This is a genomic window from Holdemania massiliensis (assembly GCF_022440805.1).
Taxonomy (GTDB): domain Bacteria; phylum Bacillota_I; class Bacilli_A; order Erysipelotrichales; family Erysipelotrichaceae; genus Holdemania; species Holdemania massiliensis_A.
This window is the reverse complement of sequence record NZ_JAKNTK010000001.1, coordinates 3668159-3690548: the sequence shown is the minus strand read 5'-3', so window position 1 is coordinate 3690548 and position 22390 is coordinate 3668159. Positions and strand designations below refer to the sequence as shown.

Here is a 22390-nt window from a genome sequence, read left to right as displayed (position 1 = left end):
GGGTGAATTGGCATACTAATTGCTTATATTTGAGCGTAAGTAGAGAAGGGAGGACAGCCCGTGAGAAAGATAATTTTGGCTTCTCATGGATCCATGGCTGAAGGGGTGCTCAGCGCCGCCCGGATGATCATGGGGGATTGTGAAGAAATTCAGGCTCTGGGATTGGATCATTATGAATCCCCGACGGAAATTGCCCGTCAGATTGAGCGGCAGGTTGCAGCAGAACCCGCCTGCGACTTCATTATTTTCTGCGATATCCATGGCGGCAGTGTTCACAATCAGCTGACAGAGTTATGCCGATATCCAAATGTGTATCTGGTTGGCGGCGTGACGTTGTCGATGATTCTGGAATGTCACTTGAACGTTCAGGACATCGAAACCATGGAATTGGTGGAAAACGCCGTGCAGTCGGCTAAAAACACGATTACCGTGTTGTCGCACAAGCAGGCGGTGGAACAAATTGAGAAGGGAATGGAGGATGATGTTTTATGGTAGAGCTGTGCCGAGTCGATGATCGGATGCTTCATGGACAGGTCGCGGTGACCTGGGTCAATCAAGTTGCCCCTGATGCGATTTTGATTGCCAATGACGAAGCGGCGACCAACGAGATGAGCAAGCTGGCGTTCAAAATGGCCAAACCGGCCGGGGTGAAGCTGGCGATCAAAACGGTGAAGGATGCGGCGGTGCTGCTGAATGATCCGCGCACGAAGAAAACCCGGATTTTCCTGATTGTCAGAACGGTTCAGGACGCCTTGGAACTCGTTAAGGCAACAGGAGGCCAAATAAAAAGTGTCAACATCGGAGGAGTCAAGAAAAAGGAGGGAAGCAGACAGGTGGCGGCCAACGTCCATATGAACGATGACGATTTAACGGCACTCAGAGAACTAAACTCTCTGGTTTACGTTGAATTGCGAATGGTTCCTAGCGAATCAAAAACAGATGTCAGTAAATTAATTTAGAGGAGGAAACAATTATGACACAAGCTTTGTTAGTAGGATTAGCAGTCATTTTCTGCGATTTCGTAGAAACGTGGTTTTCTTATCCTATGACAACCAGACCGTTGATTGTAGGTACAGTCATCGGTATCGTATTAGGGGACATTACAACCGGTATCGTAGTTGGAGCTAGCCTGGAATTAGTGTTCATGGGCGTCATGGCTATTGGCGGTACGGTACCGCCGGATGCAGTTGCCGGAACTGCAGTGGGAACTGCCTACGCGATCATTTTAGGTCAAGGCGTAGAAACTGCTTTCGCTTTAGCCATTCCAGCTTCAATGCTCTGTCAGATGATGTTTGTCCCATTTACAGCACTACGATCTCTCTGGAGCCCTGCAATTGATAAATGGGTAGAAAAAGGCGATTATAAAACGTTGGAAAGAATCATGCCGTTAGTATCTTTAACGACATTCATTCCGCGTGGCGTCGTATGCGCCTGCGCGATTGCCTTGGGATCCACAGCTGTTGAAAGTTTCATCGCCGTTTTGCCAACCGTATTATTGGATGGTATGGGCGTTGCAGCAGGTATGCTGGGAGCCGTTGGATTTGCGCTATTGTTAAAGATGATGTGGACGAAGAAACTCGCGGTTTACTTCTTCGTTGGATTCATTCTTTCATCCTATTTGGGTTTACCTTTAATGGCGGTTGCTATTTTAGGAATTCTGTACGTTATTATTCTCTTTGTGGAACAAAATCACAACGGTAAATCAACGAGTGCCGTGGAAGAAGAGGAGGAATTATTCAATGATTAAGGAAAAATTCAATTTAACTGAAGAAGAAAATAAGATGTGTCGTCAGATCGCTATGCGATCCTGCACTATGAGTGCTCCATATTGTTGGGAAAAAATGCAAGCCCTAGCCTTCTTGTATACGATGATCCCGGTTATCAACAAATACTATCCGGACAAGGAAGACCGGATTGAAGGCTACAAGCGGCATTGGGAACTGTTCAACACGACGCCAAGCGTTTCCGGTTTCATCACGGGATTGGCGGCTTCCATGGAAAAACAGGGAGCCGAAGATCCGAATTTCGATAAATCTTCGATTTCCGCGGTCAAGTCTTCTCTGATGGGCCCGTTTGCGGGGATCGGCGATTCAATTTTCCAGAGTACACTGCGCGTTATCGCTATGGGTATCGGCTTAAGCTTTGCTGTTAATGGAAGTATTTTAGGACCGATCATCTTCTTGTTAGTCTATAACATCCCGGCAACATTTGTTCGTTATATCGGTCCATTTGTTGGTTATAGCTTAGGCGCGAAGTTTATGAGCGATGCCGCTGAGAATGGGATTATGGGTACGATTACAAAGGCGGCAAGTACCGTCGGTCTGATGACCGTTGGCGCGATGACGGCGACGATGGTTTCCTGCAATATCGGCTTTGTATTTGAAATGAATGGTGCTGAACAGTCGATTCAGGCGATGCTGGATACGATTTTCCCGAACCTGCTTCCACTGCTTCTGACCTTATTCTGTTTTAAACTATTGAAAAATAAAGTGAATCCAACGATTTTAATCTTCGGTCTGATGATCTTCGCGATCCTGGGCATCTGGATTGGAATTTTCTAAACCGAGGATATCGGTTCAACCAATAAAACGCTACAATAAAAGAAAGAAGAAACAGGATCAGGCAGGGTTTTCTCTGCCTGATCGGATTCTGCCCATTTGAAGGAGGAAAAGAAATGGTTACTTTACTGGACTGCATCTACCGCGTCCCGGCAGTGATTGAAAGCATTGTCGAGCATCGCGAAGCCACGTTTGCGCCGCTGTTGGAAGCGGTGAAGGATCGTCTGGATGATCTGAATGAAATCCTATTTGTCGGCTCCGGCACAAGCAATACGTGTTCAGTTACCGCTTACCGCTTTGTTGAAAAAGCAAGTCAGCTGTCAACCAGCACGATGATTCCGAATGAATTTTTAGCTAAAACAGTTTACAATCCCAAAGCACTGTATGTCTTTGTTTCCCAATCCGGGACTTCAACTCTGACCCAGAAGGCGCTAAAGAAAGTCAAGGCGCTGGGCTGTCTGACCGCGGCTATCACAGAAGCACCGACGACTCCGCTGGCTCAGGCTGCCGATGTGCATATCGACATGGGCTGCGGTTATGAAGAATACGGCATGCGGACGATCGGATACTGTGCAAGTATTTTAACGGAAATGTTGATGGGCGTCGCGCTCGGACAGGCTCGCGGCGTTGTCAGTGATGCAGAAGCTGCCGCTTACATTGAAGATGCGCTGGCCGTGACGAAGGATCATAAGGAAATCTGCGACCGTACGCTGACCTGGTTTGACCACAACAAGGAAGCGCTGATGGATGTCGATGCGTTTGTTCTGTATGGTCCAGGCAGTTTGTATGGTGTGGCCTTGGAAGGCGCACTCAAAATTCTGGAAATTGCCAAACGCTTCATGTGCGTCGGTTATGAGATGGATGATGGTCTGCACGGTCCGACCATGGGCTTTACAAAACGGCACGCGGTCATCGTTCTTAACGACGGCGGCAAGGATAATCCACTCGCGATGGGCATTGCTCAATATATGAAAAATGATGTCGGTCATGCCTATGTGATCGGCGCCAATCCGATTGATGAGGACGATCTCGGCTTCACACCAGCATCCAAAGATTTTGCCTGCCTGGAATATGCACCAGTTGTAGAAATTCTGGCTTACCGGCTGGCAGTGGACTACGGCATTGAATTGAAGGATATCAAAACCCAGGATCCGCTCCCGGAAATGAAGTATTTCAATACCCACGATGAATAAAGCGGAGAGGAAGCACGGGAACGTGCTTTTTCTCATCCCTCAGCAGCGCGTTCTGTTAAAAGCAATCCTGCTGATGGCGATACCAGTAGCGCTGCAGACGATCATTTCCGTCGGCATCAACATGGTAGACACGATGATGGTCGGCGCGTTGGGAGAAACGCAGCTGACAGCCGTTTCTCAAGCCAGTCAGCTGTTCTTCATCTTTCAGCTGACTTTGTTTGGAACGACCGGCGGAGCGAATGTGCTGATCGCCCAATACTGGGGAAAACAGGATCGCGAAGCCATCCGGTCTGTCATCGGCTATACGTTTCGGATCATGCTGGGGACGGCGGTGATTTTGATTGGAATTGCCGCTGTATTTCCCCATCAGGTCATGACGCTGCTGTCCAACAATCCAGCGGTGATCGAAACCGGAACACAGTATCTGCGCATCGTTAGTCTGTCGTATCTGTTTTTTGGGATTACGACGGTCATCGGCAATACGCTGCGCGCAGTCGGGGATGTCAATGTCGCCATGGGAGCCTCGCTGGTATCCATTGCCGCAAGCGTATTGTTTAACCGGATATTGGTGTTTGGCTGCTGGGCAGTTCCAGCCCTGGGGGTTGTGGGCAGCGCCCTGGCAAATATTCTGGCGCGGATTCTGGAATGTCTGATTCTGGTTGTGTATCTGGCTTGGTTTGAGAAAAAGATTCGTTTTCGTTTAAGCAGTTTGTTTCATTCGCAGAAAGCGCTGTGGCCTTCATTTGTCAAAAACTGTGCGCCGGTGGTGGCCAACGAGCTGACCTGGGTGCTGGGCAGCTCTGTGCTGACCATGATCTCCGGACACATGGTTTTTGCGTTTGCCACGGCCTATGCGATTTTCAATGTTGTAGCTCAGATTTCCTGTGCTCTTTCCCAGGGCATTGCCGCGGCGGCCGCCGTCGTTGTCGGAAATTTGATCGGAGAAGGAAAACGGGATGAACTGGATCGGCCGATTCGTCTGCTTCAGCACATCGGCGCGCTCAGCGGGACTGTGGCTTGTCTGTTTATTCTGGCGATCATTCCGCTGATGCCGAAGATCTACAACATCACGCCGGAAACGTTTTCCGTGCTGATTCAGATCATGATTGTCGGCGGATTCATCGAAATTTTCCGCTGTATGGGCTTTGTCAACAATGTGGGCATCCTGCGCGGAGGCGGTGACGCCCGGTTTGTTTTCTTCAATGACGTGTTTTACTTATGGACGTTCTGTATTCCGTTAGGCTGGTGGTGCTGCCAGCAGGCTGGAATTCCGTTATTCCTTGTTTTCTTTATCCTGCGCTGCGACGATGTGATCAAAGCCTTCGTCGGGAACTGGCGAATTCATCAGGGACACTGGGTTCATCAGGTAACCGTTCAGCCGGAAGGGAGTCCACGATGATCCAGACGATGATTTGGGACTGTGACGGAACTTTGGTGGACAGCCGGGCAATGATTGACCTGTTTTATGACGGCTATCACCGTTTGTATCCGGACCGTCCGCGCAAGGATCGAGTAGAATTTGTTCCTTGTCATGGCAATCCTGATGAAGTGAATTTCAGAATGCTGAATATCCTGCCCCAGCATCAAGCTTCTTTCTTTGAATTCTGCCTGAACGGTTCTTCCATTGCCGATCATTTCCACGCTTTCCCGGAAATCAATCAGGTCTTATTTCAACTGAAAGCCAGAGGCATTCGGCTGGGAATCAATACTTCACGAACCCAGAAAACAATCAGAGAGGCTCAGCTGCAGCTGAAAGAAGCTTATGATTTGTTTGATTTTGTAGTGACTTCCGATCAAGTTTCCCATCCTAAGCCAGCACCCGATTCGCTGCTTTTATGTCAGCAGAAGGCGGGATGCAGGAAGGAAGAAATGCTCTATATCGGCGATCAGCCTGTCGATCAGCAATGTGCCGAGCAGGCGGGAATTCAGTTTGTCTTGGCACAATGGGGTATAAGCACACCACAGCCATTTCATGAATGTTTGAAATTAGATCATCCGGCAGCGATCTTTGAGCTGATTAAAAATCGTTTAAAAGATCTATAATATGAAAAATTTAATTATAGTTGAAATCTTTCTTTATATCTTGGATTGACAGGAGGTCCGATAGAGTATATGATATAAAACCAAATGGGAGGACATAAAGATGAAGAAGGTAGTTTGTTTAATTTGTGTTTTAATCTTTATTTCTGCTTGTTCCACTGAGTCGCAACAAACAACCCCGAAGCCAACTATCGAACCGACACAAGCTGCCGTTGATATAACTGCGATCGGCGCTGCCAATATTGCGGCGGGTTTGGCCGTACAGAATGGGAATCAATTAGTTAAAGTTCTTACTTTTGGTGAAAGTAACACTAATATTGACTTTGATTCCACCTACGAAAATATGTTAGGGGAGTACGAAACATTCAAGGAACTTGATCAGTCTTTTATAAACGTTGATGATATTAAATATGACGAAGCTAAAAAGGAATTAGATGTTATTCTCAACGGTTATGCTGATATTAAAGCGTGGATCGAAAATTTTGATGATTTAGACAAGGTAAAAGAAAACGGCGTTGATGAAGAATATGATTTACAGGACATGATTTATTTCTTTATCGATACGGTTGGTAATTTCCCCGAAACATTGGCTGGGATATAATACTGATATTTGTTATTCGTTGATAACGTTACAAAAGACAAAGGCTGTCAAATCATTCCTTTTTAAAATAAGAATTGATTGATTATTACAAAATAAAGGCCAGCATTCAATTCATTGACATAAGTAGAGCAGATTCATTTACAATAGTGTAAGAGAAAGAAAGTTCCTTATAAAATAGTGTTCGCTTCCCGATTAGCGAGTTAACCATGTTAGGGATTAAAATGCTTATAACGCTCTGTTGAAAGACAGAGCGTTACTTTTAGGGTAAGGAAAATGCAACGAAAGAGTTTTCGTTGCATTTTGCGTTGCAATGATGCAACGCATAAAATTTAAGCTTAACAAAAAATATAGGAATCAATGAAATTAATTTTTCTCAATCCTTATATAAAATATGATGATATATCAGTCAAAAAATATGATTGTACTTTTAACTGAATACAAGCATTCTTTTGCTTCTTTTAAAATTAAAAAACTGTAAAACACTGCAATTATTTCTTGTTTAACGCTCTATGTAATGCGGTAATTGTCTCTGAAATAATCTGTTTCTCTTCTGAATTGCATTCGCTGAGAATCCTTTCTATTTCCTGAACCGTAACATGTTCAGCATAATCCAAGCTTTCGTAGAGTAAATAATCAACAGATGTTTGAAGGCAATTTGCTATTTCAACTAACGTTGGTAAACTGACTTTCGTTTTTCCATTTTCAATATTACTGACAGTATTATTAGCGAGGTTAGCGTAAGTAGCTACATTTTCTTGAGTTAACCCTAACTTAGTTCTTTGTTCTCTGATTCTTTTTCCAAGGCTGTAATAATCAATCATATTTTCCTCACTCAATCTCTATGAGAATATTGTAATCTGTATAACATGTGATTATAATAATCCATATGGGAATATATTCCTTTGAAATGGTGGTGAATATAATTGAATGATATCGTATTGAATTCAAATTTTGAACAAGTATCACAGAAACCTATAGATTCCAGGTTAATGTCCGATGAATCTGCTTCAAAGGTTCTTCACTCAGTATCTTCTAATAACTCTGCTTTAATTCAGCAAAAATTATATTTGTGCAATGGTAGTTACAAACATGTTAAGACTGAAATAAGGCTGGAAAATTTACCTTCTATTTTGGTCAATTACCGATTAAGCAAAGGTTACAATCTAAAATTTGTTTCTAATCGTACCGATATTTCTGAGAAGATTTTATGTGATATAGAATCAGGAAATTTAGATTATCCAATTGATATATTTTGTAATCTATTTCTATTTTATGATAAAGATTTTTTCGTGAAATTCACATTTGTGAAGTAAACTTTTCAAGAAGAATAAGTGCTTAGTCTTTAATAAAGCTCAAAGAAATGAATATATTGTTGCGATGCTCCCTACGCATCTGTGATTTTGACAAAAATGCAACGCAAACTCTTTCGTTGCATTTTGCGTTGCAACGATGCAACGCATAGAATGCCGATGAACAAAAAAGCGGAATGAAGAATTCGTCAGTTCCGTTTTGTTCCTGTTATGATCAGAAAAAAACTGTACAAACAAGGTGTCTGCGCAGGACTGATTTCATCTATTTTAATAAGGTTTTTATTTGTTCAACAGACAATACCTTTCCATAGGATACGACTTTTCCGTTTACAACAAGCGCGGGTGTAGACATAACGCCATAGCTTGCAATCGCGGCAAAATCAGTCACATGTTCAAGCTCTAAATCGAATTCCAGTTCTTTAAGCGCGATCCGGACAGCTTTTTCTAAAGCCTGACATTTTGCACAGCCAGAGCCTAGGATTTTAATACCTGTATTTGATTTTGTGTTTTCAGCTTTTGCCATGGCTTCGGAGGTATAGTTTCCGCTGCAGCAAGTTTTCTTTCCAAATAATTTCATTCGATTTTCCTCCTATTTTAGATTAAGAATCCATGGAACAGATTAAACAGATAGCCTACAAGGATAATTCCAGTGGTGCAAATCAGGATAAACAAAGTCAGTAATTTGGGTTTTACGGCTTTCTTTAACAAGATCAAAGACGGCAGACTCAGCGTCGTGACGGCCATCATCAAAGAAAGAACAGTTCCCAACTGAGCCCCTTTGGCAAGCAAAGCCTCCGCAATCGGAATGGTACCAAAGATATCAGCGTACATGGGAATACCCACCAAAGCAGCTAAAACGACATTGAACGGATTTCCGCTGCCTAAGACAGTTTCGATCCAGCTTTGCGGTATCCAATTATGAATAACCGCTCCAATCCCCACGCCAATCAAAATATAAGGAAAGACCTTTTTCAATGTTTCTGTCATTTGTTCTTGAGCGTATTGGATGCGGTCCCTTTTTGTCAACGTTGGCGAACTGAACTCCGTTGCGGCTGCCTTTTTAACAAAATCCTCGACTTCTTTTTCCATCTGCATTTTCTCAATCAGCGTACCGCCGATCACCGCAATCACTAAACCGAGAATGACGTAAGCGATCGCAATTTTAGTACCCAATATGCTCATGAGTAAGACCAGACTGCCTAAATCGACCATGGGAGAAGAAATGAGAAAGGAAAAGGTAACGCCTATAGGTAATCCAGCACTTGTAAACCCAATAAATAACGGAATGGATGAACAAGAACAGAAAGGAGTAACCGTTCCAAGCAGGGCGGACATAATGTTGGCTTTGATACCATGAAACCGTCCGAGGATCTTCCTGCTTCTTTCCGGTGGAAAATAGCTTTGGAGATAGGCAATCACGAAAATCAGTAAACATAACAGAAAGGTGATCTTGATGATATCGTAAATAAAAAACTGAAGGCTGGAGCCGAAACGGCTTTGGATATCGAGTCCCAATCCAGATAAGAGAGTTCCAATCAGACTGTTCAACCATTTCATGCCCAAGATTTGATCCTGAAAAAACAGTCCGATCGATTTGAAGATTTCCAATAGAATTCCTCCTTTTCATATCAAAATTTTTTGATGCGATAGAGCGATATAAAAGTCATCCGAAGATGACTTCCAACGTTTACAATTGGGTTTCACTACCCGCTTCATGGGGGGCTGTCAGCTCTAAAAGACGCTTTGCGGCATATTCACTTCCGCTTGCATTCAGCCTGTAGTGAGTCCATTTTCCCTCTTGCCGGCTGACTACAATCTGGGACTCACAAAGAATCTTCATATGATAAGACAAGGCTGATTGTCCAATATGCAAGCGATCAATTAAAACACAGGCGCATTTCTCACCACTTTTTAATTGATCTAAGATTGCCAGGCGTTTTTCATCACACAAGGCCTTGAATATTTTGGCGTCCCTTGAAAAATCTGACATAGACTCACTCCTTATATCAAAATAATTTGATATGAATATCATAACTTCTCTCCGGTATTTTGTCAATTATCAAATCAAAAAAAATTGATATGATATGCGTGATCAATAATTTCTTCCAATTTCATCACGTAAGCATAAAGGAAAAGATTGAAGGAAATGAAGGTGTTAGAAAGCAGATCCGGGTTCCGGTGAAGGCCGGATTTTCTCCGTTGGCAGGTCTGCGCTTGTTTTTCAGGGGGATCTGTGTTCTAATTGTATCCATAGAAAGAATTAAAGGGGGATCACAGATGAAAATAGGAAAATATTCGCTGGCACTGTTGTTAGTGATGGCTGGCTGCACGGCGCAGCCTGCGGTTTCACCCAGTACGGAGCCGACCGTGGAAACCGGAAATCTGACACAGACGGCAGATCAGCTGGCCAACGCGTTGGTTACGCAGTTGGGGGCAACTAGTGTTCAATATGCCTTAATGGATAACGGCGAAGTGATTGTATCCGGACAGGCTGGTGTTTTTGCGAAAGAATCGGATCAGGCGCTGAGCGCCCAGGATCAGTATGCCATTGGCTCCGTGTCCAAGATGTTCACCGCTGCTGCGGTAATGAAGCTTCAGGATGAAGGAAAATTAGATCTGGATCAGCCGGTCGCGGAGCTGCTTCCGGAATTCACGATGGCAGATGAGCGGTATTCCGAGATTACTGTGCGGATGCTGCTGAATCACAGTTCAGGACTGCCGGGTTCCAGTTTCAGCGAAGGCTTTATGTTTGTGCCGGACACCACAGCTCATGACACTTTTTTGGAGAATCTGAAGACGCTGCATCTGCAGGCCGATCCGGGAGCGTATTCAGTCTATTCCAATGACAGCTTCATGCTGGCTGAACTGGTGGTTGAAAAAGTCAGCGGTCAGGATTTTACAAGTTATCTGCGCACGCAGTTTATAGAGCCGCTGGGGATGACGCGCACACAGACATCGGTAGGAAATGTCGATTTTAATGCCATGCCGAAGGTCTATTCAGCGACTCAGCCGCAGCGTGCGCTGCCGGCCGACATTGTTTCTGTAATCGGTACCGGCGGAATATATTCAACCGCGGAGGATTTGTGCCGCTGGGGACTGGCTTTCATGCCGTCCTCCGCGATCTTGAGTGCGGATGCGCTGAGTGCGATGTCTGTCAATGAAGCGAAAAAAGGCATCTGGCCGACCGAACAGGCGAACAGCATTGGCTATGGATTAGGCTGGGACAGCGTTGAACTGTCACCGTTTGCCCAGGCTGGAATCCAGGCGCTGAGCAAAGGCGGCGATACGATGTATTCCCATACAGCCTTTGTCGTTCTTCCTCAACAGGGCCTGACTTGTGCTGTATTAAGCTCAGGCGGACTCAGCTCTTACAATCAGATGATGGCTTCTACACTGCTGGAACAGGCCTTGATGGAAAAAGGCGTGATCAGCGAAGCACTGCCGCATTATCAGCTGCCGACGGCGCCGGAAACGGTACCGGCCATCCCGGAAGAAGTCCAGGCCTATGCTGGTCTGTATGCGGATTCCACTTCCTTGTATCGGATTGATTTTACCGATGAAGGAATATTGAATTTTACAATCGAACAGATGCCGGACACGCCGACGCCGCTGACGCATGTCGGTGACGGTCAGTTCCTGCTGCCTTCCCCGATGACAAACCAGCTGTTCAGCTTTGAAGAAAACGGCGGCCACACCTATTTGAAAGTCGAAGCCGTTACGGAAATTCCGGGCTTAGGCTATTCTGCCACGACGGTCTATTATGCGATGAAGGTGGAGGAAAATCCGTTGCCTGATGCGGTGGAGTCAGCTTGGCAGACGCGCAGTACAAAGACTTATTTATTGATCAGTGAAGATCTGCATTCTCAGATCTATGAGATGATTCTGCCTATTGCTCCAGTACCGCTGAGCAGCTTTGCCGAAGGATATGTCAATGCCCATCAGATCGTAGATGAAAACCGTGCCGCGGCGATCGTGCAGATTCCGGGCAGCGGCAGCCGGGACCAGTTTGACTATACATTCTTCACTCAGGATGGTGTTGAGTATCTTCAAGCAGCTGGGGATCTATATGCCAGCCAAGACAGCGCGGTGAAAGCCGAAGTCGGAACAATGAATGTAACGCTGAATGATCAGGGCCATACGCAGTGGCTGACACTGGATCCGGCACTGGAAGGAAAAACGCTGACGGTCAGCAGTGATTCTCAGGGTGTCTTTGTCTACGATGCGACCATGATTTGTCTCTATAATCGTGTCACCGATGGAGAAAAGACGATAACACTGCCGTCCGGCGGGACACTCGGCCTGGCAGGAGAAGCAGGAACGGTCTTTACGCTTACGATTGAGTAAGTCAGAAGTTCACTCTTGATGATTGAATCAGTTCAGCATTCAGCTGTTGGAAAGTCAGATTCCTTCCAACAGCTTTTTGTTTGTCATTCCGTGTGCGCTGCGCAAACAACCATCGCTTTGACAAACGGTTTGTGGTACACTGAAAACAGAAAAGGACAGGTGAAAAAAATGAATAATTTTATTTATGATATTCCGACTAAGGTGTATTTTGGCGAAGGCCAGATTGCCCATCTGCCGGAATTGATCCGCACATGCGGAAAGCGAGTTTTGTTGGTCTATGGCGGAGGAAGCATAAAAAAGAGCGGACTGTATGACACGATTATAGGCTTGCTGAAGGAAAACGGCATTGAAAGCCAGGAGTTGTCCGGCGTTCAGTCCAATCCGAAAATTGAATCCGTGCGCCAAGGCATCCAAATTGTCCGCGAACATCAGCTGGACTGTGTCCTGGCAGTTGGCGGCGGCAGCACGCTGGACTGTGCAAAAGCGATTTGCGCCGGGGTTAAGTATGATGGTGATCCCTGGGAACTGGTGCTGGATCGAACGAAAGTTAAAACGTGTCTGCCGCTCATAACGATCTTGACGATGGCGGCCACCGGATCAGAGATGGACAATATTGCAGTCATTTCCAATCCTGAAACCCAGGACAAGAAAGGCTTTAGCAGCTATGGTATGTATCCGAAGTTCAGCATTCTGGACCCGACTTATACTTACAGTGTCCCGGCTTTGCAGACAGCGGCGGGAACAGCCGATATCATGTCGCATATAATGGAGTCTTATTTTGATCAGGTACGCGATGCCTCCGTTCAGGACGGCATTTCCGAGGCGTTGTTAAAAACATGCATTGAATCCGCGCCGATTGCCTTAAAGAAACCGGATGATTATCAAGCGCGTGCGAATCTGATGTGGGCGGCTTCGCTAGCGATCAATGGACTGAACTCTTTAGGGAAAAACCGTGCCTGGACTTGCCATCCGCTGGAGCATGTCTTGAGCGCTTATTACGATATTACCCATGGTATTGGGTTAGCGATCTTAACTCCGCGCTGGATGAAGCATGTTCTCAACGAACAGACGGTTGACGTCTTTGCCCGCTTTGCCCTGCATGTCTGGAAAGTAGATCCGCAGTTGGATTGCTGGGCCGCGGCCGAGGCAGGCATTGCACGGCTTTCCGAGTTCTTCGTTTCGATGGGACTGCCGATGACGCTGCACGAAGTTGGAATTGATGAAAGTCGGTTGGAGGAAATGGCAGAGAAAGCAGCCGAGAGTGATTTCAGCCGTTCGTTCCAGCCGCTGACCCGAGAGGATATTCTGGAAATTTACCGCGCCTGCCTGTAAGAAATCAGCATTTTATGCTATAGTTATAAAAGTAAAGTCGAGGGAAAATCATGAATAAAATCATTCAGTTTGTTCTGATTCTGGCGGTCGGTCTGATTCTGTATTTTCTGTTAAATCGGATGATGCAGAAGCTGATGGTCGAATTATCGGAGATCTTGTATAAGGAAGTCAATCCGGAGAAATATCTTCAGGTACTCAACGGTTGGAAAGGGAAGATGTTCTTTTCCAAAAAGACACGTTCATTAATGGCGATCGACGCTTTGTTAATGCAGAATGAAACGACAAAGATTGAAGAAATCTTTGAACAGCTGGATGCGGTGAAGATGAATCCGGGCAACAAGCTGGGATTGACACAGAAGGAAGTTTCCTTCTATATCGATACGAAGCAGTTTGATAAGGCGTTAAAAGCGTATGATACGCTGAAGGAGATTGCGGCGAAGTTCAATAACCCGCAGGTCGAAAGCATTCTTAAGGAATGTACGTTCTTAGTTGAAATCTATATTCATCACAATACGGAAATTCTGGATGAACTGTTGGATCTGGCGGGGAAAATGTCCAATCCGTTCTACCAGGGAATCTTTCTTTATCGGGCGGCAAAGCTGTATTATTTTAAACAGGATGAAGAAAACTGCCGCAAGCTGTTGGAACAAGCCAAAGAAAAGCTGCAGGGCACCGCTTGGGAAGTGATGATCCGGCAGATGCTGGAAGAAAATCTCGCCTTGGTGGCAGAACGTTAAGAGGTGCGCAATAAGTATTCCGCAAATCAGGATTGGATTATCATGTAGAAGTGCAGAAAGCGCAGTCAACCTTGTTTTTGTAGGAATGAGAGCTATTGTTAAAATCTTTCCAGGAATTTATTTTAAAGAATATTAGTGATTACGAGTACCATCCAAGAGTCCAATGGCTAGCTTTAGCTTGATATTGAGAATTGTTATTCTGTTATGAAAAAAATAGACAGGAGGCCTGCAGTCTCTTGTCTATTTTTTGACATGGCAGATTTATAGAATACTAACACTATTTATCTGTGTACCTAAATGTCCTCAATGCTAAAAGTAAAGCCACGATAAGTAGAACAAGCAATAATCCGATACTTATTAAATATCCATTAACATCTAAGCTTAAAGCATTACGCAATCCATTGATAAACCATTGAAATGGATTAAAGCGGCTTATCATTTGTAAAAATGCCGGTGCATTGTCCAGTGAATAAAAAGCGTCACTGCAAAACAACATTGGCATAGCTATAAGATTAGTAATCATGCTCATATGTGACTCTGTACGGACAAGGCTTGAAATAAAGAAACTGAAAAATACAAATCCAACCGCCGCTATCAATATGACCGGGATAATCGCCGCTATAGATGATATTGAAATAGCCAGCTTGAAAATCGGGACACATACGATTATAACGAGTATACCGCAAAACGCGGCAATCAATGTCCATGCACTTGATACGCTAAAAACATATTTCCATAATTGCATGGGGGTTACTCGAAGTAAGCTGTACACACCTCGTTTGCGCTGTCCCATAATTGTATATGCGGTAGTTATAAAAGTGTAAAATAAAACACTCGCCGCCATCATGCTAATTACAATCCGCTGTGGATATTCGGGGGACTTGATAAAAAATCCAAGAGCGATACTGCCTCCGATTGGGATGATAAGTGACCAAAGCAGTAAAAACAAATCACGGGTTGCCGATTTTATAGTAAGTCCGAATATTGTTTTCATTCTCTTAATTCCTTTCTAAACTGGTATCGGTCAAAGTCAGGTACAATTCCTCTAAGTTTTTTACCTCATGCTCATTTAGTAAATGTTCGGGGGTTCCCTCCGCTATTATCCGACCAGCTTCCAATAAAACCACACGGTCAGCAGTTTTAGAAACTTCCTCCATGTCGTGAGAAGAAAACAAAACCGTAACGCCTGTTTGTTGTAATTCTTTTATCATTTGCCTGATTTCGTGACGAGCACGGGGGTCAAGGCCGGAAGTCGGTTCATCAAGTATAATTATGTCGGGATAGTGGACAGTCGTTACCGCGATTGCCAAACGCTTTTGTTGACCAAGTGACAATCGTACAGCAGGTGTTTTCTCTGCCGCACCTAAACCGCAATCATTCAATTTATTGTGTAACTGCTCTTTGTCTAATTTCACATTGTAGAGAGCAGAAAAAAACATAAGGTTTTCCACGGCAGTATAACCCTCAAAAAAAGGCGTGGATTGAAGCTGTGCACCAATATGTGATTTATAGTCTTTGCACCAGTATTGGACACTTCCCGCGTTCGGATTGATTATTCCAAGCAACATGGATATTAAGGTAGTTTTTCCGGCTCCATTTGGGCCTATAAGGGCAAGTACCTCACCACTACGGATTTCAAGGTCAATTCCTTTTACAACCTCGTGCCCATTGTAAGTTTTTGATAAATTTTTTGCTTCGATTAGAGTATGCAAAATATATGCCTCCTTTAGTTAACGTTGTTTATTCAATGTTGAATAAATAGTTATTTTTTTTCCCTCTTATAGAGGGAGAGTTTTTAGCTTGCACTATTATTTCAGTGCATCTAATAATTTGTCAATGAATTGTTGCTGTTGTCGGATAATTGAAAACATATTGTCAAATGTAATTTTTGAAAACTGTGGAACATCATTTTGCATAGCTGTTTCTTTTTCTTTTAATCCTTGTTCAAGTGCGCGATATTCCTCGTCAAGTCGCTGTTTTTGTTCTTCCAACGCTTGCCGGGCATTTTCCCGTGGGATTTTTTCGATAAAAGTCAATCCGCTATATAGTGTCGTAGGATATAAGACAGATGATGTTCGTAAAGAGTCAATCACTAAAGATTTTAAGTGTTCTCTCCCTTGTTGTGTTATCTGGTATACCGCTTTTTGCCTGTGTCCTGTCTGCTCTACGCTCGTAATCTCTATGTGATGTTCCTGTTCCAACTTTTTAAGCGCATGGTATATCGAGCCAACCAAAACACCGCCCCACCGTTCAGCGTCCATCATGCCTATCATTTGTTGAATATCATAGCCGGACATTGGTTGAGCGTCTAATAATCCAAGCACAAGCAATCTTGTCAAAATATATTCACCTCGCTTTACTCAATGTTGAGTATACGGCGTAAATTTTATTTTGTCAAGGCGGCCCGAAGTTTATCATCGGCAATCTGTTTTTCCGTTAGTGGCGCGTCATACACAAGGTATCTCCATGCCTTAAACTGGCCCTGTTCCACAAACTCCCGTCTGTCAAAATTAACGTGCCGTAAAGGGCCGTTTTCTGGTTTAAGGATTGTGCCAATATCCACCGGCCTTTCCGTAAAAATCACTCGTTTTCATCTATGACAGAGAGAGCTTTTTGATTGTTGGGAATATCCTAAACCCACACCAAACTGGAAGTTATCGCTTTGTTTCCAGCTCGACATTTTTATAACTAATTGTGATATGGCACGGAACAAAGATAACAGCAGCCACTATTAGAGGTATATATCGACTCAATATTCCGCTCGCCAAAAAAATCACTGACGGAATGATTGATAATGCCAGTGCTCTGAAAATGCTGTTTCTCTTAAAGCAAATAATCCAGATCAAACAGTATGCTGTTAATAACACAACGTTAACTGTTAAATAAAAGAAAAAACTCTCATCTGACGAAAAGCCAAATCCACATCCTGGAATTGTTAGAACCATAAAACCAAAACAACCTATTCTTCCAATCTGCTCCAAAGCTTCAATAATCTTATTTTTCCAGAGATTTTGGAATCCCTCTTTATTTTTGATAGCAAAAATCACATTTGGAATCATTATGACAAGCATAAAGATGAGCCCATAAAAGTTTATCCAATTCATATCTTTATTCCTTACAAATTCAAAATTGTCGCTTTGTATAGAAATATTATAGCACCCTGCATAAATTTTTCTATTACATTCCTCATTTGTACGAGATAGCAGAGCCATCCACACTTGTCAACGGTCGAGATGAACGGGTCTCGCCCGCCGCTGACAAGTGCGTCTGTCCCTGCTTATGTGACAGACAAGAGAGCGAAAGCACTCGTTGCTTTCGCTTTTGCATAGTATATTTTTTCTTATTCTGTCTGAATCGTATTATATCGTCACAAGAAATTTGGTCACCATTTGGTCACCAAAGCGTCAAAAATCATTGTTCTTTTGTATGCTTCAATGTGTAAAAAAGTCAGTATTTACATGGTTTTCACAGCTCACAACTTCTCGATAGCAAAAAAACAAATACTATTTTCTATTGAAAATTTCTTCTATATACCTAGGAGCATCTTGACCATAATAAATACGAATTTTTGTAGTATCGGTTAATCCTTCTAAATTAGGAATTTCTACACCAACATTATAGATAAAAAGACCAACACCGAATCCATCATCCGTGCGTACGTTTAAATAACAATGTTCATTATCTGCGTGGATAACATCTAATAATTTCCTTTTAATATCTTCTTTATCCAGAATTGTTATCTTTCCTTCTGAATTGATATATTCACCAGCAATCGAAGAAAAATCTCCGGCGATTATTTCCTCAGGATTCAATTCAGTCTCATTTTCTGAATCCACAACAGGCTTTGCGCAGCCCGCTAACAAGGCTAATACCAAGAAACTAAACAAAAATTTTTTCATTTCTTCCTCCCTGGCCAGATCAATCTGTTTCTATTCCCTTTGTATGGAAATGCTCAGCAAAGTGTTCAGTTTTCATTTTTGCCAGGAATCCTTCGTCAGAGCTTTTTGACCATCGTCACATGCGGACAGTATTCATCCATGTGCGTTTCACCGGTTGAGGTAAAGCCGAGCTTTTCATAGAAACCGGCAGCCCGGCACTGCGCGGAAAGCTCCACTACCTGTACACCTCGTTTTGCCAGCTCACTCAGCATGGCCTTCATGACGGCTTCACCCTGGTGCTGACCGCGGTAATTCAGACTGACGGCAACCCGGCCGATGATCCAACGTCCGGATTCTCCCGGTTTTTCAAAAGCTCGGCAGGTGGCGACGGGCTGAGCGTCATCCGAGATAATGCAGTGCAGACAGGTTTCATCAATTTCGTCAAATTCATTATGAAATCCCTGTTCTTCAACAAAGACAGCCTGACGGATAGCGGCTGCCTGCTCAAAGCCGGCCTGCTTCCCGGTAAAGAAATGCAGTTCCATGAAAATACCTCCTCTGTCTTGTTTTATCCTAACTTGATTTGCAGCGCTTGTCAATCCTGGCTGCCGCTCTTTCTAAAGCCGGCGGATCATGCTATAATGTTCACCATGAGGTGAAGTTTTATGGAAATCGCGATTGTTATCGTCAATCTGATTTTGTTATTCTATTTTACACGGATGGCCATACATTCCCGACAGGTTCAAGTCGCGGGCAAGCTGGGACCGACGTGGATCATTACGGTGTTTTTTATTGTCATCGGAATCATTCGTCTGTTTCAGGATCATTCGGTATTCTCAATCGTCCAGACTGTGCTGATCGTACTGTTAGGTGTACTGTACAGTCAGATGCGCAGCGGATTCAGCGACAGGGGGATTGTCTTGCTTGGCAATCTTTATACCTGGGACAGAATTACACAGGCCGATGTCATTGACGCGGAAGAAACTCAAGAAATCAAGGTTGAATTTACTGTGAAAAAGGTCAGCCGTTTCATTTATTTTTCGACAGCCCAGCGAGATGATGTGGAAGCCATGCTGACACGGTACGAGCAGGAACGGGCAGAGATTGAGCTGAAAGCAAAAAACGAAACAAAATAAAAATCTGAAGTGTCTGCCGGAGCTTTCCGACAAGCCTTCAGATTTTTTCTGTTTTATGAGATCTGATTCATCCTTCTGACTGTTTAGAATCCAATTGAAGTCCTTGGAATAAGCTGAATCCGGTGTCTGAGCAAAGCTAAGAGGAGGAAGGGAAGGAGGAACCAAAGGATCCGCCATGTTCCCCGCCTTTGCCATGGGCTCGTTTGTAAATCGTTCGTTCCACAACCAGTCCGCCGGGCCTGAGATATTCCGAATTGAGAAATTCCAGATAAGTGCCGGGCGTGACGATGCCGCTGATCGGAACCAGGTTCAGTTCTTTGCAATGCAGCAGCTCATCGGCTAATAAAACACAGTTGGTGCTGAAGACAAAATAAGTTTTAAACTTGCCGTTGGCGAATTTGTACATGTGAGCCTGGGTTGCATTCCAAACCCGTGAGGCATAATCCTTCGCTTCGCCCTCGATCGGTTCCCCTTCCGCAAGCAGCTGGGCATCCGGACGCCATGTGTACGCGCGCTCCATCATCGCATCGATCCGCTGCCGCAGACGTTTCTTTTGCTCTTCATTCAAGGTTAAACCATAACTGATGATGGTTTTGTCTTCGGATTTTAATGCATGTTTCAGAAAAGCTTCCCGGTCCGAGACCACCAGAACGCCGTCTCCCAATGTGCCAAACAGGCCGCGGTGATGCGGATCATGACAACCATAGGAATAAATTTTATCCTGAAAACTGATATCGACATGGCCCAAGGATTCTGGGCCGGATTCTTTCAAATAGATAAACACTTCCAGATCTGTGCTGGCCTGCGGCGCCACGTGGGCATCCGGGTTCAGCTTATTAGTTTTGATCAGGGCATTGATCGACAGGAAGAACCGCTGCGGAATGATCGCTGAGATCAAAACCGGAATGGAAATTCGCAGATGTTCGCGGATTTTAAGACTCATGCCGACGCTTAACAGATCTTTAGCCGCCTCAAAAACCATCACGCCGCCGTAAAAAATCAGATAAGCTCCGGCAATGTAGGCGACGATCCACAGCTTGTTGATCGGTCTCAGCATCAACATGGCCGCGAAGATCAGATCGACCAGACCTTTCAGAAAGATAAAATACGTGCCTTTCAGGCAGTCGCGGCGATAGACGTAAAAGTTGATAAACTGGATGAGCGAGTTCAATAGCGCCCACCAGCCGATGACATAATGAATGAATCGGAAAAACAGTCCGGGGTTGAAAAACGTATAAATGGCCAGCCCGATACACAACAGGCTGGTCAGAACCGTGGACAGATTCAGATGAGCTTTCTTTTTGTCGGTCAGCGTCCGCAGGATCTGATTGACTCCGATCCACACAAACCCAATCATAAACAGGATATAGATCAATGTCCATATGCCGGTGTATTCTGTAAAAAACAGAGCACCCAGAAAAATAAAAAACAAACCGGTCAACAAGGATGAAGCACTGCTGAATTTATTTGTAAGCATCGTCATCCTCCTTTCCCCTGCGCTGAATTCCTACCTATTATAAAACAAAATGGGAGTGAAAGAAAGCAAATCCCCCTCCAATTGACAAAAGCCTGAAAATGACTATCGTTGAAATTTTACAGCCGGGTATAATAAAGGAAAAGAAAGAAGGATAAGGCATGGCAGTGATCTATAAAAACGGCACAATTATCACGATGGCAGACAATTCCACCGCCGAAGCGTTGATTGAAAAAGACGGGCGGATCGTCTTTGTCGGAAGCTTAAAACAAGCTCAGGCCTGGCAGCTTGAGCACAGCGCGGAAGGGATGGAGGAAAGGGATCTGGCAGGACATACACTGCTGCCGGGATTCATTGATTCACACAGTCATATCAGCTCTTATTCAGCGACGATCAATCTTGTTCACTTTGACGACGTTGTTTCGATTGCCCAGCTGCAGGAAAAAATCAGAACGTTTATCCAACAGCGTCAAGTTCCGGAAGGAACCTGGGTCATTGGATTTGGCTATGATCACAATTTCATGCAGGAAAAGCGGCATCCGACCCGACAGGAGCTGGATGCGGTCAGTACCGCGCATCCGATCATGATTTCGCATGCTTCCGGACACATGGGCGTTGTGAATACCGCCGGATTGGAAGCGATGAACATCACAGAAGAAACCGCGGATCCGGAAGGCGGACGTATCGGACGGGAAGCCAACAGCCGTCAGCCGGACGGCTATCTTGAAGAAACGGCCTTTACGATGAGCGCCCGGGTCATGGGCGCGCCGGATCCCGATCAAATTCTGCGCCAGATGGAACAGGCTCAGGATGTCTATTTGTCCTACGGCATCACGACGGTACAGGACGGTATTACTAAGAGTGCGGAATGGAAGATGCTGAGCACGATGGCCAAGCAGCAGCGGCTAAAGGTGGATGTCGTCAGTTATGTGGATATGAAGGATCACCTGTTTTTAATCAAGGAGAATCCAGCCTATACTCAAGATTATCAGAATCATCTGCGGATCGGCGGCGTTAAGATTTTCCTCGATGGCTCCCCGCAGGGACGAACGGCCTGGATGAGCGAACCTTATCTGGGAGAAGATCCGCGGTATTGCGGATATCCGGTCTATACTGATGCCCAGGTGGAGGCCTTTGTCAGTGAAGCGATGCAAAACGGATGGCAGCTGCTGGCGCACTGCAACGGCGATGCTGCTGCCCAGCAGTACATCGACGCCATTGCAAGCCAGAAACAGAAATGCGGAGTATCCGGCGACTGGCGGCCGGTGATGATCCATGCCCAGCTGGTGCGCAAAGATCAGCTGAAAGCGATGGCGCCGCTGAACCTGACTGCTTCCTTTTTCACAGCTCACAGCTGGTATTGGGGAGATATCCACCTAAAGAACTTCGGCCGGGCCCGGGCGGAAAACATCAGCCCTGCCCGCTGGGCCTTGGAGGAAGGCGTCAATTTTACCTTCCATCAGGATACACCGGTCCTTCTTCCGGATATGCTGGAAACTCTGCAGTGTGCCTGTCAGCGCATCACCCGCAGCGGCGTTCTGTTGAATCAGGATCAATGTTTGTCTGTGGAACAGGCACTGAAGGCGATCACGATCAACGCCGCCTGGCAGTACCATGAGGAAGACCACAAAGGCTCCTTGGAAGTTGGAAAGTTGGCGGATTTGGTAATTCTTGACCGCAGTCCTCTGACCTGCCCGGTTGATCAGCTGAAAACCATTCAGGTATTGGAAACGATCAAGGAAGGCACGACTGTATACCGCCATCCTTAAATCCTATGGCCAAAATGC

General features: G+C 44.9%; 26 protein-coding genes. 14 read left to right on the top strand and 12 right to left on the bottom strand.

All coding sequences use genetic code 11. The features are described 5' to 3' along the window. Positions 1 to 60 precede the first annotated feature (60 nt). The 8 genes from MCG46_RS17050 (at position 61) to MCG46_RS17015 (ending at position 6392) form a co-directional block, all read left to right on the top strand. Positions 61 to 495, top strand: a complete 435-nt coding sequence (locus MCG46_RS17050) for a PTS sugar transporter subunit IIA (protein ID WP_240281054.1) — start codon at positions 61 to 63, stop codon at positions 493 to 495. Next, on the top strand, positions 489 to 959 hold the full coding sequence (locus MCG46_RS17045) for a PTS system mannose/fructose/N-acetylgalactosamine-transporter subunit IIB (RefSeq protein ID WP_240281053.1): 471 nt from the start codon (positions 489 to 491) through the stop codon (positions 957 to 959). Before MCG46_RS17050 ends, MCG46_RS17045 begins: the two co-directional genes overlap by 7 nt. Before the next feature lie 14 nt (positions 960 to 973). Next, positions 974 to 1747, top strand: coding sequence for a PTS mannose/fructose/sorbose/N-acetylgalactosamine transporter subunit IIC (locus tag MCG46_RS17040; RefSeq protein WP_240281052.1), 774 nt, complete (start codon positions 974 to 976; stop codon positions 1745 to 1747). Then, complete coding sequence (locus MCG46_RS17035) at positions 1740 to 2561, top strand: PTS system mannose/fructose/sorbose family transporter subunit IID (protein WP_240281051.1); 822 nt, start codon at positions 1740 to 1742, stop codon at positions 2559 to 2561. Before MCG46_RS17040 ends, MCG46_RS17035 begins: the two co-directional genes overlap by 8 nt. A 113-nt stretch (positions 2562 to 2674) precedes the next feature. Then, entirely contained in the window at positions 2675 to 3751 is a 1077-nt protein-coding gene (locus tag MCG46_RS17030) for an SIS domain-containing protein (RefSeq protein ID WP_240281050.1), read from the top strand. A gap of 22 nt (positions 3752 to 3773) precedes the next feature. Further along, the gene (locus MCG46_RS17025) at positions 3774 to 5150 is read left to right on the top strand and encodes an MATE family efflux transporter (protein ID WP_240281049.1); all 1377 of its coding nucleotides are present in this window, start codon (positions 3774 to 3776) and stop codon (positions 5148 to 5150) included. Next, the gene (locus MCG46_RS17020; RefSeq protein ID WP_240281048.1) at positions 5147 to 5794 is read left to right on the top strand and encodes an HAD family hydrolase; all 648 of its coding nucleotides are present in this window, start codon (positions 5147 to 5149) and stop codon (positions 5792 to 5794) included. Before MCG46_RS17025 ends, MCG46_RS17020 begins: the two co-directional genes overlap by 4 nt. A gap of 100 nt (positions 5795 to 5894) precedes the next feature. After that, positions 5895 to 6392 carry a hypothetical protein gene (locus tag MCG46_RS17015; RefSeq protein ID WP_240281047.1) on the top strand — a complete coding sequence of 166 codons (498 nt, stop codon included), beginning with the start codon at positions 5895 to 5897 and terminating at the stop codon, positions 6390 to 6392. A 488-nt stretch (positions 6393 to 6880) separates the two neighbouring features. On the opposite strand, the gene MCG46_RS17010 is transcribed toward MCG46_RS17015, so the two are convergent. Then, on the bottom strand, positions 6881 to 7213 hold the full coding sequence (locus tag MCG46_RS17010; protein ID WP_240281046.1) for a helix-turn-helix domain-containing protein: 333 nt from the start codon (positions 7211 to 7213) through the stop codon (positions 6881 to 6883). Positions 7214 to 7315: 102 nt separating this feature from the next. Here MCG46_RS17010 and MCG46_RS17005 point away from each other — a divergent pair, with 102 nt between their 5' ends. Continuing rightward, positions 7316 to 7705, top strand: coding sequence for a hypothetical protein (locus MCG46_RS17005; RefSeq protein WP_240281045.1), 390 nt, complete (start codon positions 7316 to 7318; stop codon positions 7703 to 7705). Between the two features lie 259 nt (positions 7706 to 7964). Here MCG46_RS17005 and MCG46_RS17000 read toward each other — a convergent pair whose 3' ends face one another. The 3 genes from MCG46_RS17000 to MCG46_RS16990 all read right to left on the bottom strand — a co-directional run bounded on the left by MCG46_RS17000 (position 7965) and on the right by MCG46_RS16990 (position 9692). Continuing rightward, positions 7965 to 8279, bottom strand: coding sequence for a thioredoxin family protein (locus MCG46_RS17000; RefSeq protein WP_275890987.1), 315 nt, complete (start codon positions 8277 to 8279; stop codon positions 7965 to 7967). 17 nt (positions 8280 to 8296) lie between these two features. Next, positions 8297 to 9310, bottom strand: coding sequence for a permease (locus MCG46_RS16995; protein WP_240281044.1), 1014 nt, complete (start codon positions 9308 to 9310; stop codon positions 8297 to 8299). Positions 9311 to 9389: 79 nt separating this feature from the next. Beyond that, positions 9390 to 9692: an ArsR/SmtB family transcription factor gene (locus MCG46_RS16990; protein ID WP_240281043.1), complete on the bottom strand. Its 303-nt coding sequence runs from the start codon at positions 9690 to 9692 to the stop codon at positions 9390 to 9392. A gap of 287 nt (positions 9693 to 9979) precedes the next feature. Between MCG46_RS16990 and MCG46_RS16985 the strand changes: the two genes are divergently transcribed. The 3 genes from MCG46_RS16985 (at position 9980) to MCG46_RS16975 (ending at position 14115) form a co-directional block, all read left to right on the top strand. Continuing rightward, entirely contained in the window at positions 9980 to 12046 is a 2067-nt protein-coding gene (locus MCG46_RS16985) for a serine hydrolase domain-containing protein (RefSeq protein WP_240281042.1), read from the top strand. 168 nt (positions 12047 to 12214) lie between these two features. After that, positions 12215 to 13378, top strand: coding sequence for an iron-containing alcohol dehydrogenase (locus tag MCG46_RS16980; protein WP_240281041.1), 1164 nt, complete (start codon positions 12215 to 12217; stop codon positions 13376 to 13378). A 50-nt stretch (positions 13379 to 13428) separates the two neighbouring features. Then, positions 13429 to 14115: a hypothetical protein gene (locus tag MCG46_RS16975; RefSeq protein WP_240281040.1), complete on the top strand. Its 687-nt coding sequence runs from the start codon at positions 13429 to 13431 to the stop codon at positions 14113 to 14115. A 277-nt stretch (positions 14116 to 14392) separates the two neighbouring features. On the opposite strand, the gene MCG46_RS16970 is transcribed toward MCG46_RS16975, so the two are convergent. The 7 genes from MCG46_RS16970 to MCG46_RS16945 all read right to left on the bottom strand — a co-directional run bounded on the left by MCG46_RS16970 (position 14393) and on the right by MCG46_RS16945 (position 18538). Beyond that, positions 14393 to 15109 (bottom strand): ABC transporter permease, encoded by a 717-nt coding sequence (locus MCG46_RS16970; protein ID WP_240281039.1) that lies wholly within the window; start codon positions 15107 to 15109, stop codon positions 14393 to 14395. A gap of 4 nt (positions 15110 to 15113) precedes the next feature. Next, the gene (locus tag MCG46_RS16965) at positions 15114 to 15827 is read right to left on the bottom strand and encodes an ABC transporter ATP-binding protein (RefSeq protein ID WP_240281038.1); all 714 of its coding nucleotides are present in this window, start codon (positions 15825 to 15827) and stop codon (positions 15114 to 15116) included. Positions 15828 to 15923: 96 nt separating this feature from the next. Then, positions 15924 to 16454: a PadR family transcriptional regulator gene (locus tag MCG46_RS16960; protein WP_240281037.1), complete on the bottom strand. Its 531-nt coding sequence runs from the start codon at positions 16452 to 16454 to the stop codon at positions 15924 to 15926. A gap of 47 nt (positions 16455 to 16501) precedes the next feature. Further along, the gene (locus MCG46_RS19580) at positions 16502 to 16678 is read right to left on the bottom strand and encodes a hypothetical protein (RefSeq protein ID WP_345893100.1); all 177 of its coding nucleotides are present in this window, start codon (positions 16676 to 16678) and stop codon (positions 16502 to 16504) included. Between the two features lie 91 nt (positions 16679 to 16769). Continuing rightward, positions 16770 to 17219 carry a hypothetical protein gene (locus MCG46_RS16955; protein ID WP_240281036.1) on the bottom strand — a complete coding sequence of 150 codons (450 nt, stop codon included), beginning with the start codon at positions 17217 to 17219 and terminating at the stop codon, positions 16770 to 16772. Positions 17220 to 17618: 399 nt separating this feature from the next. Further along, positions 17619 to 18014 (bottom strand): hypothetical protein, encoded by a 396-nt coding sequence (locus MCG46_RS16950; RefSeq protein WP_240281035.1) that lies wholly within the window; start codon positions 18012 to 18014, stop codon positions 17619 to 17621. 95 nt (positions 18015 to 18109) lie between these two features. Next, on the bottom strand, positions 18110 to 18538 hold the full coding sequence (locus MCG46_RS16945) for a GNAT family N-acetyltransferase (RefSeq protein WP_240281034.1): 429 nt from the start codon (positions 18536 to 18538) through the stop codon (positions 18110 to 18112). A 120-nt stretch (positions 18539 to 18658) separates the two neighbouring features. Between MCG46_RS16945 and MCG46_RS16940 the strand changes: the two genes are divergently transcribed. Continuing rightward, a complete protein-coding gene (locus MCG46_RS16940; RefSeq protein WP_240281033.1) occupies positions 18659 to 19129 on the top strand; it encodes a hypothetical protein in 471 nt (156 codons plus the stop codon). A gap of 136 nt (positions 19130 to 19265) precedes the next feature. On the opposite strand, the gene MCG46_RS16935 is transcribed toward MCG46_RS16940, so the two are convergent. Beyond that, positions 19266 to 20606, bottom strand: a complete 1341-nt coding sequence (locus MCG46_RS16935; RefSeq protein ID WP_240281032.1) for an HdeD family acid-resistance protein — start codon at positions 20604 to 20606, stop codon at positions 19266 to 19268. 158 nt (positions 20607 to 20764) lie between these two features. On the opposite strand from MCG46_RS16935, the gene MCG46_RS16930 reads away from it, so the two are divergent. Then, on the top strand, positions 20765 to 22372 hold the full coding sequence (locus tag MCG46_RS16930; protein ID WP_240281031.1) for an amidohydrolase: 1608 nt from the start codon (positions 20765 to 20767) through the stop codon (positions 22370 to 22372). Positions 22373 to 22390 lie beyond the last annotated feature (18 nt).

Excerpts from the sequence above, each read along its gene's own strand:
- MCG46_RS16935 (WP_240281032.1), bottom strand. The coding sequence starts at position 20,606 with ATGCTTACAAATAAATTCAGCAGTGCTTCATCCTTGTTGACCGGTTTG.
- MCG46_RS17030 (WP_240281050.1), top strand. The coding sequence starts at position 2,675 with ATGGTTACTTTACTGGACTGCATCTACCGCGTCCCGGCAGTGATTGAA.
- MCG46_RS16945 (WP_240281034.1), bottom strand. The coding sequence starts at position 18,538 with ATGGAACTGCATTTCTTTACCGGGAAGCAGGCCGGCTTTGAGCAGGCA.
- MCG46_RS16990 (WP_240281043.1), bottom strand. The coding sequence starts at position 9,692 with ATGTCAGATTTTTCAAGGGACGCCAAAATATTCAAGGCCTTGTGTGAT.
- MCG46_RS17045 (WP_240281053.1), top strand. The coding sequence starts at position 489 with ATGGTAGAGCTGTGCCGAGTCGATGATCGGATGCTTCATGGACAGGTC.
- MCG46_RS17015 (WP_240281047.1), top strand. The coding sequence starts at position 5,895 with ATGAAGAAGGTAGTTTGTTTAATTTGTGTTTTAATCTTTATTTCTGCT.
- MCG46_RS17020 (WP_240281048.1), top strand. The coding sequence starts at position 5,147 with ATGATCCAGACGATGATTTGGGACTGTGACGGAACTTTGGTGGACAGC.
- MCG46_RS16980 (WP_240281041.1), top strand. The coding sequence starts at position 12,215 with ATGAATAATTTTATTTATGATATTCCGACTAAGGTGTATTTTGGCGAA.
- MCG46_RS16955 (WP_240281036.1), bottom strand. The coding sequence starts at position 17,219 with ATGAATTGGATAAACTTTTATGGGCTCATCTTTATGCTTGTCATAATG.
- MCG46_RS16940 (WP_240281033.1), top strand. The coding sequence starts at position 18,659 with ATGGAAATCGCGATTGTTATCGTCAATCTGATTTTGTTATTCTATTTT.
- MCG46_RS16950 (WP_240281035.1), bottom strand. The coding sequence starts at position 18,014 with ATGAAAAAATTTTTGTTTAGTTTCTTGGTATTAGCCTTGTTAGCGGGC.
- MCG46_RS17000 (WP_275890987.1), bottom strand. The coding sequence starts at position 8,279 with ATGAAATTATTTGGAAAGAAAACTTGCTGCAGCGGAAACTATACCTCC.
- MCG46_RS16970 (WP_240281039.1), bottom strand. The coding sequence starts at position 15,109 with ATGAAAACAATATTCGGACTTACTATAAAATCGGCAACCCGTGATTTG.
- MCG46_RS17010 (WP_240281046.1), bottom strand. The coding sequence starts at position 7,213 with ATGATTGATTATTACAGCCTTGGAAAAAGAATCAGAGAACAAAGAACT.
- MCG46_RS16975 (WP_240281040.1), top strand. The coding sequence starts at position 13,429 with ATGAATAAAATCATTCAGTTTGTTCTGATTCTGGCGGTCGGTCTGATT.
- MCG46_RS16930 (WP_240281031.1), top strand. The coding sequence starts at position 20,765 with ATGGCAGTGATCTATAAAAACGGCACAATTATCACGATGGCAGACAAT.
- MCG46_RS16985 (WP_240281042.1), top strand. The coding sequence starts at position 9,980 with ATGAAAATAGGAAAATATTCGCTGGCACTGTTGTTAGTGATGGCTGGC.
- MCG46_RS17040 (WP_240281052.1), top strand. The coding sequence starts at position 974 with ATGACACAAGCTTTGTTAGTAGGATTAGCAGTCATTTTCTGCGATTTC.
- MCG46_RS17035 (WP_240281051.1), top strand. The coding sequence starts at position 1,740 with ATGATTAAGGAAAAATTCAATTTAACTGAAGAAGAAAATAAGATGTGT.